The organism is Burkholderia sp. 28_3, assembly GCF_003253915.1.
GTDB classification, from domain to species: Bacteria; Pseudomonadota; Gammaproteobacteria; order Burkholderiales; family Burkholderiaceae; genus Burkholderia; species Burkholderia cenocepacia.
In genome coordinates, this window is the sequence record NZ_QKZF01000004.1 from 383,330 (window position 1) to 397,626 (window position 14,297).

General features: G+C 67.9%; 15 protein-coding genes. 8 read left to right on the forward strand and 7 right to left on the reverse strand.

Translation table 11 applies throughout. The annotated features are described in order from the left end of the window. Nucleotides 1-3 precede the first annotated feature (3 nt). The 4 genes from DFS13_RS12500 to DFS13_RS12520 form a co-directional block, all read right to left on the reverse strand. Nucleotides 4-924 (reverse strand): LysR family transcriptional regulator, encoded by a 921-nt coding sequence (locus tag DFS13_RS12500; protein ID WP_012493096.1) that lies wholly within the window; start codon nucleotides 922-924, stop codon nucleotides 4-6. Nucleotides 925-1,047: 123 nt separating this feature from the next. After that, a complete protein-coding gene (locus DFS13_RS12510; RefSeq protein WP_077020782.1) occupies nucleotides 1,048-2,238 on the reverse strand; it encodes an MFS transporter in 1,191 nt (396 codons plus the stop codon). An 87-nt stretch (nucleotides 2,239-2,325) separates the two neighbouring features. Then, on the reverse strand, nucleotides 2,326-3,786 hold the full coding sequence (locus DFS13_RS12515) for an FAD-binding oxidoreductase (protein WP_077020781.1): 1,461 nt from the start codon (nucleotides 3,784-3,786) through the stop codon (nucleotides 2,326-2,328). A gap of 85 nt (nucleotides 3,787-3,871) precedes the next feature. Then, on the reverse strand, nucleotides 3,872-4,216 hold the full coding sequence (locus DFS13_RS12520; protein ID WP_077020780.1) for a cupin domain-containing protein: 345 nt from the start codon (nucleotides 4,214-4,216) through the stop codon (nucleotides 3,872-3,874). A 205-nt stretch (nucleotides 4,217-4,421) separates the two neighbouring features. Between DFS13_RS12520 and DFS13_RS12525 the strand changes: the two genes are divergently transcribed. The 5 genes from DFS13_RS12525 (at nucleotide 4,422) to DFS13_RS12545 (ending at nucleotide 10,052) form a co-directional block, all read left to right on the forward strand. Next, the gene (locus tag DFS13_RS12525; protein ID WP_034202856.1) at nucleotides 4,422-5,306 is read left to right on the forward strand and encodes a helix-turn-helix transcriptional regulator; all 885 of its coding nucleotides are present in this window, start codon (nucleotides 4,422-4,424) and stop codon (nucleotides 5,304-5,306) included. A gap of 154 nt (nucleotides 5,307-5,460) precedes the next feature. After that, nucleotides 5,461-6,411, forward strand: a complete 951-nt coding sequence (gene speB / locus DFS13_RS12530) for an agmatinase (RefSeq protein ID WP_077020779.1) — start codon at nucleotides 5,461-5,463, stop codon at nucleotides 6,409-6,411. Nucleotides 6,412-6,433: 22 nt separating this feature from the next. Continuing rightward, nucleotides 6,434-7,915 carry an aldehyde dehydrogenase family protein gene (locus DFS13_RS12535; RefSeq protein ID WP_060213011.1) on the forward strand — a complete coding sequence of 494 codons (1,482 nt, stop codon included), beginning with the start codon at nucleotides 6,434-6,436 and terminating at the stop codon, nucleotides 7,913-7,915. A 119-nt stretch (nucleotides 7,916-8,034) separates the two neighbouring features. Further along, nucleotides 8,035-8,583, forward strand: a complete 549-nt coding sequence (locus tag DFS13_RS12540; protein ID WP_111441757.1) for a hypothetical protein — start codon at nucleotides 8,035-8,037, stop codon at nucleotides 8,581-8,583. 119 nt (nucleotides 8,584-8,702) lie between these two features. Continuing rightward, the gene (locus DFS13_RS12545) at nucleotides 8,703-10,052 is read left to right on the forward strand and encodes a DUF2325 domain-containing protein (RefSeq protein WP_060212928.1); all 1,350 of its coding nucleotides are present in this window, start codon (nucleotides 8,703-8,705) and stop codon (nucleotides 10,050-10,052) included. A 30-nt stretch (nucleotides 10,053-10,082) separates the two neighbouring features. Here DFS13_RS12545 and DFS13_RS12550 read toward each other — a convergent pair whose 3' ends face one another. From DFS13_RS12550 to DFS13_RS12560, 3 genes are all read right to left on the reverse strand, one after another. After that, complete coding sequence (locus tag DFS13_RS12550; RefSeq protein WP_006495828.1) at nucleotides 10,083-10,406, reverse strand: winged helix-turn-helix domain-containing protein; 324 nt, start codon at nucleotides 10,404-10,406, stop codon at nucleotides 10,083-10,085. Nucleotides 10,407-10,566: 160 nt separating this feature from the next. Beyond that, nucleotides 10,567-11,334, reverse strand: a complete 768-nt coding sequence (locus DFS13_RS12555) for a DeoR/GlpR family DNA-binding transcription regulator (protein ID WP_006482225.1) — start codon at nucleotides 11,332-11,334, stop codon at nucleotides 10,567-10,569. A gap of 44 nt (nucleotides 11,335-11,378) precedes the next feature. Then, nucleotides 11,379-12,059, reverse strand: a complete 681-nt coding sequence (locus tag DFS13_RS12560) for an MgtC/SapB family protein (protein WP_060212929.1) — start codon at nucleotides 12,057-12,059, stop codon at nucleotides 11,379-11,381. Nucleotides 12,060-12,323: 264 nt separating this feature from the next. On the opposite strand from DFS13_RS12560, the gene DFS13_RS12565 reads away from it, so the two are divergent. The 3 genes from DFS13_RS12565 (at nucleotide 12,324) to DFS13_RS40825 (ending at nucleotide 14,275) form a co-directional block, all read left to right on the forward strand. Next, the gene (locus tag DFS13_RS12565; protein WP_006482222.1) at nucleotides 12,324-13,268 is read left to right on the forward strand and encodes a choline ABC transporter substrate-binding protein; all 945 of its coding nucleotides are present in this window, start codon (nucleotides 12,324-12,326) and stop codon (nucleotides 13,266-13,268) included. A 23-nt stretch (nucleotides 13,269-13,291) separates the two neighbouring features. Then, entirely contained in the window at nucleotides 13,292-13,969 is a 678-nt protein-coding gene (locus tag DFS13_RS12570) for an HAD family phosphatase (protein ID WP_006482220.1), read from the forward strand. Nucleotides 13,970-14,137: 168 nt separating this feature from the next. Then, nucleotides 14,138-14,275, forward strand: a complete 138-nt coding sequence (locus DFS13_RS40825; protein WP_230205477.1) for a hypothetical protein — start codon at nucleotides 14,138-14,140, stop codon at nucleotides 14,273-14,275. The last annotated feature ends 22 nt before the right edge of the window (nucleotides 14,276-14,297 follow it).

Genomic DNA, 14,297 nt, shown 5'->3' on the forward strand with positions numbered 1-14,297 from the left:
AACCTACGCGGCGAGCGCGGCCGCCTTGATGTTGAACGCGCGCAGCAGGTCCTCGCAGAACGCGTCGACGATCGGCTTGTCGCTCGTGCTGCGCTTCATCGCGAGATGCAGCGGCACGTCGAAGCTGAACGTCGCGCGGCCGACCGCCTTCACGAGCCCGCGCTGCTCGAACGGCTCCGCGTAATGCGCGGGCAGGTAGCCGAGATGGCCGCCCGACAGGATCAGGATCGTCGCGGCCTCGATGCTGTCCGCGCTCGCGGTCACGCGCCGCTCGGGCAGCGGATACTGCTCCTCCGGCACCGGATAGGTGCGCCATACCCAGTCGTGCAGTTGCAGATCGTCGGCCGTCACGGGCCGCGACGCATGGAACAGCGGATGCCCGCGCCCGCAGTAGATCACCTGCTGCTCGGTGAACAGCGGCGTGTAGAGCAGGCCCGGCACGCGATGCCAGAAATAGCCGATCGCGAGATCGAGCTGGTTGTTGACGAGGCTTTCCTCGAGCTCCTGCGGCGACGCGACCTTCATCGCGAACGTGACGGCCTGGTCGCGCTGGCGGAACGCGCCGATCGCGTCGGCCACGCGCGCGTTCTCGACGAGCGGCGCCTGGCCGATCAAGCCGATCGACAGCGTGCCGACCAGCTTGCGGTCGATGTCGCGCACGCGCGCGACGAATTCGGACGTCGCCGCGACGAGCGTGCGCGCGGTGGCCGCGAAACGTTCGCCCTTCGACGTCAGGCGAAAGCCGCCGCGCCCGCGATCGCACAGCTTGAAGCCGACGCGCGCTTCGAGCGCCGACAGCTGCGTGCTGATAGTCGACTGCCGCACGCCGAGCGACGCCTCGGCGGCGGTGATGCCGCGTGCGTCGACGACGGCCAGAAAGACCCGGATGAGCCGGAGATCGAGATCGGTGGTATTCGAAAACATGCTGGAAGCCGCTGCCCGTGTACGCACGGCCGGCACGGCGCGAATCGCGCGCTGCCTGACCGCCTTCGCCGATGAACCGAACCTGACGCGCGCCGCCATCGGCAGCGGCGCGCGTCGCAACCGTCACTCGGGCGCCATCGCGAGCGGGCGCGCCATGCCGAACACGGCCGGCCGCAGCCGCCCGTAACAGAGGAACGCGACCGCGCACAGCACGATCGCCGCGAACAGCGCCGACTGCGTGCCCGCACGTTCGATCAGCGAGCCACCCGCGACCGAGCCGACGCCATAGCCCAATGCGACGCAGCCCGGCGACAGCGCGGCCGACTTGCCGATCAGGTCGTACTGCGGAATCGTCGCGTAGATCAGCAGCGCGCCGCCGGTCCAGCAGCCGATGAACACGATCGCGCCGAGCGTGAACGTCGCGACCGACGCCGGCATCGCGAGCAGCACCGCCGCGACCGCGCAGCCGCCGAGATTCATCAGCGTCCAGCGGCGCAGGCCCGCGCCGGCGCCGAGCTTCGGCATCGCCGCGCAGATCACGAGGCTCGCGACGTTCGCGACGCCGAGCACGAGCGAGACCGACCGGCCGCTCAGGCCCGCATCGGTACCGATCTTCTCGAGGAAGGTCCACACGACGCCGACGCCGCCGTACAGCGCGAGCTGCGCGCACAGCACGAGCATCGCGCCCTTGCGGTCGATGCCGCCGACGGCGCCGGCCGGCGTCGGCGCGGCCATCGTTTCGCCGCGGCGAAACAGCGGCGTCGCGAGCACGAACATCCCGAGCACGCAGGCCACGAAGCCGAACACCCCATACGCGCCCCACGTGCCGCTCAGCAGCGGGAAGATATAGGCGAGCAGCACCATGCTCCACATCACCTGCCCCATCAGCATGATCCCGAGATTGCGCTCCGGCGCGCGCGAATACGACAGGTAGCGCAGCGCGATGCCGTTCAGCCCGCCCGACCCGACGCCCGCGACGAACTGCAACGTCGAATACGCGACGAGCCCGTGCGTCGCGAGCGTGCCGAGATTCGCGCCGGCCGCGAGCGTCACCGCGCCCGCGAGCACGAGCCGCACCGGCTGGCGGCCGAGCACGAACGCGACGAGCAGCGTGCCCGTCGATTCGCCGAGCACCTCGATGAAGCTCGACAGCCCGAGCGCCGCTTCGCCGAAGCCCCAATGGCGCTCGACCTGCCCGACGATCGCGGGCAGACCGAGAAAGACCGTCGGCCCGAGCATGCCGAGCAGCAGCATCACGACGACGAACAGCGCGCTTTCCTGCCGCGCTTCATCCTGCAGGTTCACAACGTTCATGGGGTGTCTCTCTCCGTGTCCGCCGTGCGGACCGTCTCCTCGGGGGAGCGTGTCATGGCGGCGGCCCGCGCGGGGCCGCCGTGTCGCTTACATCGGGAAGCCCATCGCCTTGAGGCCGCTGATCCACGCACGCTTCCAGCCGCCTTCGGCATCCGCGCCGTCGAACGCATGGAACGTGATCTTCGCGGCGACCCAGCGCATCGGCTCCGGCGGGATGTAGCTCGGACTCTGGTTCGCGATGTCGAGCTTGCGCTCCGGGCTGTCGCGGTCGAACAGGATGTTCAGCCCCATGAACGCGCCGAACCGGCTCGCCGCGACGCCGAAGCCCGTATAGCCGGCGACGAACACGGCCTTGTCGCCGAGATAGCGCTTCGCGAACACCGAGCCGCGCGAGCAGTAGTCGATCGGGCCGCCCCACGCGTGCGAGAAGCGCACGTCGCTCAGTTGCGGGAACGTGCGGTAGAACGCTTCCGCGAGCCGGTAGTAGGTTTCGCGCCGGCCGTCCTGATGCGGCTCCGGGTCGCCGTCGAAGTGATAGCTGACCAGACCGCCGAAGATGATGTTGTTGTTCTTCGTCAGCCGGAAGTAGTTGAGCTGCGTGCGCGTGTCGTACACGCCTTGGCGATTCTTCCAGCCGATCCGCGCGAGTTGCGCGTCCGTCAGCGGCTCGGTCGCGAGCACGTGGTCGCGCACCTGCATCACGCGCCGGTTGATGTCGGGAATCCCGACCTTCGCGGTGCCGCTGCCGAACACGACGCGCGGCGCGCGCACGCTGCCCTTCGGCGTCTTCACGAACACCGTACTGCCTTCGTCGGTCACGCTCGTGAGCGGCGTGTGCTCGTACAGCGTCACGCCGAGCTGCAGCGCCGCGCGCTTCAGCCCCCATGCGAGCTTCGCCGGATGCACGATGCCGCTGCGGTTGCGCGACCACAGCGCGCCCGCGAACAGCGGCGAATTCAGTTGCGCGAGTGTTTCGTCGCGGTTCAGCAGCACGACGTCGTGACCGTATTCGCGATGCAGGTCGTAGTCGCCCTTCAAGTGCACGAGGTGCCCGGGATCGACCGCGACCGTCATCTCGCCGTTCCACTCGATGTCGGCATCGATGTCGTAACGCTTCAGCGTTTCCTCAAAACCGTCGAGGTTGCGGTGTCCGAACGCTTCGAGCTGCGCGATATCGTTCGGGAACACGCGCACCGCGTTCGGCAGCCCGTGCATCACCGACGTCGAGATGATCCCGCCCGCGCGGCCCGATGCGCCGTGCGCGACCTTGCCGGCCTCGATCAGCACCACGTTCAGGTGCGGCATCTGTTCTTTCGCCTGCACGGCCGACCACAGCCCCGTGAAGCCGCCGCCGACGATCAGCAGGTCGGCCGTCACGTCGCCGACGAGGACCGGCTCGGCGGCCGGCGCGGCCGGGTTGTCGAGCCAGTACGGGAACAGTTTCGTATTCGCGAGCGCCGCTTCGACGCCCAGCGCGACCGGCGCGGCGCGCAGCGCGTGCGCGTCGACCGGCGCGGTCCGTTTTGCTTCGTTGACTTCCATTTCCATGATCCCAGCCATCACACGCGAAAAACGAAACCGCCGCCGGGTTCGCGTCACACGGACGACGACGCCGCGGCGGCGGTTTCCGACATCACGACTGCTCGAGCAGCACGTAGAACTTCTTCGCGTCCTCGATCGTCTCCCAGCGGCCCGCGAAACCGGCCGGCAGCAGATAGCCCTGGCCCGGCGTGAATTCCTTGCGATTGCCCTCGACGTCGGTCAGCGCGATCCGGCCCTCGACGAGCCACACCGCTTCGTCGGCTGCCGTTTCCGGAAACTCCACCGAGCCGGCCTTGCCCTCCCACCAGCCGATGATGTAGTTGCCGCTCTTGCCTTCGGCCGCGCGCCAGTCGCTTTCGTCCATCCCGAAGTCGAGCTTCGTGAATTCGCCCACGCCTGCGCCCAGCGGCAGGATGTCCTTGATCAGTTTGGTCATCTGAATCTTTCGTCTCTCGATTGAAAAAAGCAGAGACAAAGTTACTCATTTACACTGCCCCGGTATGCCCCCCTTCGGGGGGGACAAGCCGCGTTTTCGGGGGTACGCGAGGCAGCAGGACTCCGTACGGTAATTCCCCTAATGACCTTTTCGGGCGCGGATCGCTACAATCGCGCCGCTTCAAGGGCCGGTTCCAGGGACCCGCATGCTGCTCAACGTGAACCCCTTCCACCGCGACGACGACCATTTCAACGTGTCGTTCAAGGCGCTGGGCGAGCTGATCGAGACGGTCGGCACGCCGCATTTCGTGCCGCGCCTCACGCAACTGCTGAACGACGTCGTGCCGCTCGACGTCGCGCACGTCGAACGCTCGCGCGTCGACGGCACGATGCCCACCGGCTACCGCTGCGAATGGATCGGCAGCAGCGGCATCGGGACCGAAGCCACCGAAATCTCCGACGTGATGACGCTCTACTACGAGCGCTTTCTCGACAGCGACCCGCTGTTCGCGGGGCTGCGCGGCAAGACCGGCACGATGCTCGTCGTGCGCGACATCGCGGCGATCCCGCCCGGCGAATTCCGCCAGCGGATCTACGACGACGTGCATATCGGTCACGAATGCGTGCTCGCACGCGGCACGCGCTATTCGCAGCATTCGATCGCGCTGGAGCGCGGCCGCGACCGTCCGCCGTTCACGCTCGCCGAGATGAACCGCTTCCGCAGCATCAGCGACGTGCTGTTCCCGCTGCTCGAGCTGCATGCGTCGACCACCGCCGCGCGGCGCATCGCGCACCCGACGCCCGACGTCCATCCGCTCGCGCAATTCGACGCGCGGCTCGCGGCCGGCGACGTGAAGCTGTCGAAACGCGAATACGAGACCTGCAAGCACCTGCTGTCCGGCAAGACCGTGCCCGAAGCCGCCGCGATTCTCGGCGTGCGCGTCGCGTCGGCCGAGTCGTACGTGAAGCGTGCCTTCGCGAAGCTCGGCGTGCGCACCAAGCGCGAACTCGCCGCATGGGGGTCGGCGGCAGCCGCGCTTCCCGCCGCCGGAGCGCACGACGACGACGCACCGCCGGCCATCCCGCGCTGACCCGCCCCGCCGCGTTCGGTCGCGCCGCGTCGATGCGGCGGCGCCACTTGCATCGAGCCCGGTCGATGTAAACGTTGCGACTTCAGGATCTTCGCGCGTGCGTTCTCCTCTACCATCGGCCGATCGCTTGACACCAGAAAGAGGAGACGGCCCCATGCCCCGCGAACTGAACCAACCGATGGGCGGCAACGAGATGCCGCGCTTTGGCGGCATCGCCACGATGATGCGGCTGCCGCAGGCCACGACGACCGACGGCCTCGACGCGTGCTTCGTCGGCGTGCCGCTCGATCTCGGCACGTCCAACCGCACCGGCGCGCGCTTCGGCCCGCGCCAGATCCGCACCGAATCCGTGCTGCTGCGCCCGTACAACATGGCCACCCGCGCCGCGCCGTTCGATTCGCTGCAGGTGGCCGACATCGGCGACGTCGCGACCAACCCGTACGACCTGAAGGACTCGGTGCGCCGCATCGAGGAGGCATACGACGCGATCGTCGCGAACGGCTGCCGGCCGATCACGCTCGGTGGCGATCACACGATCGCGTGGCCGATCCTGCGCGCATTGCACCGGAAGTACGGCAAGGTCGCGGTCGTGCACGTCGATGCGCACGCGGACGTGAACGACACGATGTTCGGCGAGAAGATCGCGCACGGCACGCCGTTCCGCCGCGCGGTGGAAGACGGCCTGCTGCAATGCGACAAGGTCACGCAGATCGGCCTGCGCGGCACCGGCTACCACGCGGACGATTTCGACTGGTGCCGGCAGCAGGGTTTCACCGTCGTGCAGGCGGAAGACTGCTGGAACAAGTCGCTCGCGCCGCTGATGGCGCAGGTGCGCGAACGCGTCGGCGACACGCCGGTGTACCTGAGCTTCGACATCGACGGCCTCGACCCGTCGTTCGCGCCGGGCACCGGCACGCCGGAAATCGGCGGCCTGACCGTGCAACAGGGCCTGGAGATCGTACGCGGCATGAAGGGCCTGAACATCGTCGGCGCGGATCTCGTCGAAGTATCGCCGCCGTACGATCCGGCCGGCACCACCGCGCTCACCGGCGCGAACCTCGCGTTCGAAATGCTCTGCGTGATGCCGGGCGTCGCCTACCGCTAACCCGATCGACAGGATGACCGTCATGTCCACCGCCGAACTTTCCCGTTCCACGCACCCGTTCGTGCTGCCCGCCGCGCGCATCGCCGGCCAGCCGGTGCGCACGCATTCCGACACGATCGGCGCGCCGGTCTTCAACGCATCGACCGGCAATACGATCGGCTGGCAGGAATTCGCGACGCCCGCGCACGTCGACGCCGCGGTGCGCGCCGCGCGCGACGCGTTCGCCGGCTGGCGCGATACGCCGCCCGCCGAGCGCGGCCGCGTGCTCGCGGCGATCGCCGGGCGGGTCGACGCCGCGCGCGAGCGTCTCGCCGCGTTGCAGATGCAGGTGAGCGGCAAGCCGCCGTTCGAGGCCGACGCGGACGTCGGCGATGTCGTCGCGACCTTCGCGTACTACGCGAAGCTGTGCGAGGACCCGGCGCTGTTCGCGGCCGAACCGGTTGCGTTGCCGAGCGACGGCGTCACGGCCGAACGCTTCCACGATCCGGTCGGCGTCGCCGCGCTGGTGATGCCGTGGAATTTCCCGATGGTCACGACCGCATGGAAGCTCGCGCCCGCGCTCGCGGCCGGCTGCGCGGTCGTGCTGAAGCCGTCCGAGCTCACGTCGCCGACCGAGCATGCGCTGCTCGACATCGTCATCGAAGCGGGTGTGCCGGCCGGCGTCGTCAACGTCGTGAACGGCGACGCCGAGATCGGCGCGGCGCTGACCGCGCATCCGCTGATCGACAAGATTTCGTTTACGGGCAGCACGGCGGCCGGCCGCAAGGTGATGCAGGCCGCGGCCATCGACATGAAGCGCGTGACGCTCGAACTCGGCGGAAAGTCGTCGCTGATCGTGCGCGACGATGCCGATCTCGATGTCGCGGTGTCGCTCGCCGTGGCGGGCGCGTTCACCAACGCCGGCCAGATGTGCTCGGCCACCGCGCGCATCCTCGTGCACGACAGCCTCTATCGCAGCTTCATGGCCGCGTTCGAGACGGCCGTGCGTGCGCTCGTCGTCGCGCCGCCGGGCACCGACCAGGTCGCGATGGGGCCGCTGATCTCCGCCGCGCACCGCGCGCGAGTCGAGGCGATGCTCGAACACGGCGTCGATGCGGGCGCACGCATCGCGTTCAGCGGCCGCGTCGCGGACGCCGGCGGCGCCGGCTTCTTCATGGCGCCCGTGGTGATCGCCGAACCGGCCGCGGACAACCCGCTATGGACCGACGAAGCGTTCGGCCCCGTCGCGTGCGTGAAATCGTTCCGCACCGATGACGAAGCGATCGCGCTCGCGAACGATACGCGCTACGGGCTCGTCGCGACCGTCGTCACGCGCGATGCGGCCGTCGCACGGCGGTTCCAGCGGCGCGTGCGCGCGGGGCTCGTGTGGATCAATGCGCCGCAGCTGATCTACCCGCACGTGTGCTGGGGCGGCTTCGGGCTCAGCGGGATCGGGCGCGAACTCGGCGTCGCGGGGCTGCGCAGCTATCAGGAACTGCGCCACGCGATGCGCGCGATCGACTGACCGGTGCGGCCGTTCGGGCCGTGGGCGATACCGTGTCGCGCGGCGACGGTATCGCCTTTTTTTGCGAATTCGATATATTCCGTAGAATATATCGAGACCTGCATACCCGGAGCATCATCATGACCCGCACGGCGACGGATCGCACCCCGCTGCACAACGCTCGGGAACAGCCGTTCGCGCGCAAGATCAGCGCGCTCAAGCCGCTGTCGAGCGACGCGCGGGCGCAGCAGGTCACCGATGTCGTCGATGCGTTCCGCCGCCTGCGCGGCAGCGTCGCACGTTTCATCCGGATGTTCTCGGCCGCGCACGCCGAAGCCATGCCGGACGACGCACTGTCGGCCATGGGCCTTCGAGAATTGCTGTCGATGCTCGAACACGAAGCGCGCACTGCCCGCTTCACGCGGCTCTCCGAACTCGAACGCGCGATCGGCCACGCGCGCCGCCTCGAACGCACGCGCGACGACGTGTTTTCCGATGCGTTCAGCAACGACCCGGCCGCGATGCGCCGCGCGGTCATCGCGCTGGAGCGCGTCGATGTGCTGTTCGTCGGGTTGTGCGTCGAATCCGTGATCGCGCGCCATGCGCCGGCCTCGGCATCGGCCCCCGTTTCGCCCGCTGCGCCTGCCGTCGTGCCGCAGCCGATCGACCGTTCAACGGCGCTCTGCTGACCGCGCGATCCCCGTTGCCCGGTATTTCCCCGGCATCGGCCTCGTTATATTCCGTGGTATATTTCGAGCCATCTTTCGCGCATCCGTCTCCGGCCCGATCGTGCCGGATCGAGGTCAACATGCACGCTCCGCCCTTTCGCCTGGCCCGCACGGCGGACCTCTCGTCGCCCGGCGGCCATTCGCCCGCGGCAGCCGGCACGCGGATCGACGCCTGCTGCGCGCCGTCCCGCGCGCAACAGGTCGAACTGACGCGCCGCGCGCGCCTGTCCGAACTCGACGCGAACCTGCACTGCTCGATCATCGGCACGTGCCTGACCACGCACGAACTGCGCAAGCTGGTGCCGAAATTCGCCGATGTCGACCGTCAGCGCGCGACCGATCTGGAGATCCATCACGCGGCCGTCGAACTCGCGATCGGCGGCACGGCCGGCGCCAAGGCGTTGCACAAGGCGCTCGACGAGCGTTATGCCGGAGCGATCCGCGCATTCGACGGCGCGAAGGACGCGGACGCACTCGTCGCGCGCTGGAAGGACGCGCTCGCGAGCGGCGACATTCCCCCGGCGTACTGGGCGCTGATGACGCATCCGCGCGCGACGATGGCCGTGCGCCAGGTCGCGTTCGGCGACGTGCACATGCTGTCGCATCTGGTCGGCGCGGCCAATCGCGCCGATATCCGGCGGCTGGTCGCGCTCGAACGGGAGAACGCGGAACTGCACGCGAAGCTCGAACGACAGCAGGCACGCCTGCACGAAATGAGCACGCAGCGCGACGTGGCGCTGCAGGAGCGGGATGCGCTCCACGCGCACCGGCACGCGCCACCGCTTGCGGCCGAACGCGTGCTGCGCGACGAAGTACACGCGTTGCACGAAGCGCTGGCGGCGCGCGACGAGCGGCTCGCGCTGCACACGAGCCGCCGCGAGGCGGCCGAGCAGCGGATCGCCGCGGAACAGGCAAGCGCCCGTGCGATGCGCGCGCGGCTCGACGACCTGATGGCGATGGTCAAGACGCTGCGCGCCGAAGCAAGCGCGCTCGAACAGGCGGTGCAGGCGTCGACGGACGACCCGGCCGAGCACGCGGCGCATTCGCTGTCGATACTGCGGGGCACGCGCGTCGTCTATGTCGGCGGACGGCCCGGCTCGAACCGCGCGATCCGGCGGATCGTCGAAACGGCGGGCGGCGAAGTAACGCTGCACGACGGCGGCATCGAGGATCGCAAGGGCTTGCTGGCCGCGGCGCTGCCAGGCGCGCGGATGGTCGTGTTTCCGGTCGACTGCATCGACCACGATTCGATGAACCTGCTCAAGCGCACCTGCGAGCGGCATCACATCGCGTACTACCCGCTGCGGACCGCCAGCGTGGCGAGCTTCGTCGAATTGATCGGGCGGCTCGATGCGCAGGCACGCGACGTCATCATGCCGAATGCCGCCGCGAGCGATACGTCGTCACGCTTCTGCCTGCGGCACGGGTAGGCCGGCGCGCACGTCAGCGCGACGCACCCTTCAGCGCCGCACCATTTTCGTGAGCGCGGCGATCTCGTCCGCGCAAGCCGCGTACGCGCGCGCCTCGATCCCGCGATAAAGACGGATGATTTCCTCGCCGACCGGCGTCAGCACGCTGCCGCCGCCGCTCTGCCCGCCATGCTCGGACACCGTCGCCGGCGATTTCAGCGAACGGTTCAGCTCGTCCATCAGCAGCCACGCACGCCGGTACGACATGTTCAGGCTGCGCGCCGCCGCCGAAATCGAGCCGTGCTCGCGCACCGCTTCGAGCAGCGCGACCTTGCCCGGGCCGAGCGCGATCGTGTCGGCCTGCTGGATACGCATCCTGAACCGCACCTCAGGCTTGGGGTGTGCCGAAGTCTTCATGTTGTCCGCCGTTAGATCGATGCGGGCAAGCATACACGATGGCCGGCACGGCGAATGCCGGCGGCCCACCTGCCTGGTTCAGCCCTCGGGCACGCGCGCGACGATGCCCGCCAGCCGCCTAGGACAGCACGATGTTCTTGATGACCTTCCGGATGTTCTTGTAGCTGTCGACCGACTCCGCTTTCTGGTCGGTGACCAGCGTGCCGATCCGCGCCGGTTCGCAGAAGCCGATCCGGCTGTTCGTGCCGAGCTTGCTGAAATCGGCGAGGATCGCGACTTCCGCCGCGTTGCTGACCATCGCGCGCGCCACTTCGGTTTCCATCCGGTCGTAGTTCGTCGCGCCGCGCACGTGGTCGACGCCGACCGGCGACAGCAACGCGAGATCGGCGCGATAGCGGAAGATTTCGGCGACCGTGCCGTCGCCGACCGTCGCCGCCGCGCGGCTGCCGATCATCCCGCCGAGCAGGATCGTTTCGTTCTTCGCCTGCGCCGGGTCGCCCGAGCGCATCTTCAGCGCGACGTCGATCGAATTCGTGACGATCGTGAGGCCCGACAGCTTCGCCAGTTCCTCGGCCAGCAGCGTCGTGGTCGTGCCCGCGTCGATGAACAGCGTCTGCGAGCCCGACACCAGCCGGGCGGCCGCGCGGGCGATCGCCAGCTTCGCCTTCACATGCGTCTGCGCACGCTCGGCGATCGGCGCTTCGTCGCCGACCTGCACCGCGCCGCCGTGCACGCGCTTCAGTTCACCGAGCGCCTCGAGGTCGACCAGATCGCGGCGCACGGTTTCGCGCGACACGTTCAGCTCGGCCATGATCCGGTCGGTGGAAACGCGCTGCATCTTCGATAACAGAAGCCGAATCCTCTGGTATCGCTCTTCTTGCCACATGAAATGTCCTCGGAAATGTTCGTCAATATTATTCGAATGACCGTCTACCCAGCGCTTTCCTCCAATTTTTTGATGCCGGCGAGGGTCTGCAGGGATTGACGCGCCACCTGGAACTCGCTGCTCGTCATCTTCGAAAACACCACATCGATGCGATCGTCGTCGGGCGTCGCGTCGTCCCGCTCGATGATGAACCGGACGATCCGTGCCTGGTCGATGCCGGGCATCGCCTGCAGCGACGTGAGCTTCACCGCACCGCGGCTCGCGAGAATGCGCACGCCCCAGCGCTGCCGCGTCGCGAAGAAGCGCTTCTCGATCGGCTTCAGCCCGGCCAGGATCGCCAGCACGATCGCGGTCGCGGCGATCGCGGCCACGTACATCCCGCCGCCCACGGCGAGCCCGACCGCCGCGACGACCCACAGGCTCGCGGCGGTCGTCAGCCCGCGGATGATCTCGCCGCGCAGCATGATCGACCCCGCGCCCAGAAAGCCGATGCCCGACACGACCTGCGCGGCGACGCGCGACGGGTCCAGCGACACGTTCTTCGCGTCCTGGATGTCGGCGAAGCCGAACGCCGACACGACCATCACGAGCGCGGCCCCCACAGCCACCAGCATGTGCGTGCGCAACCCGGCCGCCCACGACAGCCGTTCGCGCTCGATGCCGACGAGGCTGCCGAGCAAGGCCGCCAGCAACAGGCGGGCAATGATTTCCAGCTGACTGATCATGCGAAGTCTCCTTGTCCTGCGGTTCCACTCGATGACGCGCAGCCCGTACGGGCCGCCCCGACTTTCCCTGCCCTCGTCCCGCCCACGTCGCACGGGCCACCCGATGATTTGTATTTTTGTGCGATCTTGCGATTTTGTGCGTTCTAATATACGGTACGCAAAACGACAAAGCCAGACCCAAGTTTGTTTGTTTCATCCGATCCACACGATCAATCGTCAGACCAATCAGGTAACACGATCCGGAACACTGCTTAGGAGACCGACATGATGAAGAAGGCATGGATGCTGGCTGCAACGTTGCTGACGGCGCTGGCAACGGCCCCCGCTCACGCGTCGGAAGGCGACGTGTGCAGGAAGGTGACGCTCGGCGACGTCGGCTGGAGCGACATCGCGGCCACCACCGGCGTCGCGATGATGCTGCTGGACGGGCTCGGCTACGAGGCCACCAAGACGATCGCGTCGCCGCCGATCGTGCTGGCCGGCGTGAAGAAGGCGCAGATCGATGCCTTCCTCGGCTACTGGGATCCGAGCATGACGCCGACGGTGAAACCGTTCGTCGACGCCGGCGCCGTTCACCTGCTACCGCAGCCGAACCTGGTCGGCGCGCGCTACACGCTGGCCGTGCCGCAATACGCGTCGGACAAGGGCCTCAAGCGCTTTGCCGACATCGCCCGGTTTCGCGACCAGCTCGACGGCAAGATCTACGGGATCGGCGCCGGCAACAACGGCAACGCGCTGATCCAGCGAATGATCGACAAGAACGAGTTCGGGCTCGGCGGCTTCAAGCTGGTCGAATCGAGCGAAGCCGGGATGCTCGTGCAGGTGACGCGCGCGGTGCAGGAGCACCGGATGATCGTGTTCCTCGCGTGGGAGCCGCATCCGATGAACCTCCAATACAAGATCGCGTATCTCGATGGCGGCGACACCGTGTTCGGCCCGAACTACGGCTCCGCGAAGGTCTATACGCTGGTCTCGCCCGGCTATCTCGAACGCTGCCCGAACGTCGGCCGGCTGCTGACCAACCTGACATTCACGACCGACGAGGAGAACCAGCTGATGGTGCCGATCATGAATCACGCCGACCCGATCGCGGTCGCGAAAGAATGGGCGAAGAAGAACCCCGGCGTGCTGTCGAAGTGGCTCGACGGCGTCACGACCATCGACGGGAAGAACGCGAAGGACGCGATCGACAAACTCATCGGCGCGTGACGACGCGATACAAGGAACCACTCATGCACAAGAATCTCGCGCTGTTCGACCTCGATCACACGCTGCTGCCGCTCGACAGCGACCAGGCCTGGAGCCGCTTCATCACGCGGGTCGGGCAGGAGGACGACGCGCACACGGCGCTGATCGACGAGCACTACGGCCACTATGCGGCCGGCACGCTCGACATGGACGCGTATCTCGCCGTGACGCTCGCGCCGCTCACGCGCTACCCGCGCGAGCAGCTCGAACGCTGGCATGCGCAGTTCATGGACGAAGTGATCCGGCCGGCCATCACGCCGCAGGCGCGCGCGCTGGTCGACCGGCATCGCGAGAACGGCGACCTCTGCTGCATCGTGACGGCCACCAACGTCTTCGTCACGCGCCCGATCGCGGCCGAGTTCGGGATCGAGCATCTGCTCGGCATCGAGCTCGACACCGACGACGGCACGCCGGCCGGGCGGTTCACCGGGCGCAGCATCGGCGTGCCGAGTTTCCGCGAAGGCAAGATCGTGCGCACGGCCGCGTGGCTGGCCTCGCTCGGCTACGCGGCTTCCGATTTCGAACGGACCTACTTCTACAGCGATTCGATCAACGACGTGCCGCTGCTCGACTACGTCACGCATCCGGTCGCGACCAATCCCGACGCGAAGCTTTCCGGGGTGGCCGGCACGCGCGGCTGGCCTGTCATGAAGTTGTTCTGATTCGGGCGATATGCTCTGCTGTCCATTTTCATGTCTGGAGGGGAAATGAAATACGGAATACGCAGCATTCATTCCAATCATTCAGGAATCCGACTCGATCAGGGTCATTCACGAACCGTCCCGCCTCGCCCTGCGGCAAGCCGTATTCCGCACTGGCGCGGCGTTTTCATGATCACGCTCCTGTGCACGCTGGCCGGTTGCGGCGACGGCGACTCGAGCCCGGCCGGCAACATCGCCGCCGCGCGGGCATCGGCGCCGGCCTCGACGTCCGCGCCGGTCGTGCATTGCGCGACCGCGTGCCACTGACCGACGCACGCCCCATCCGTCA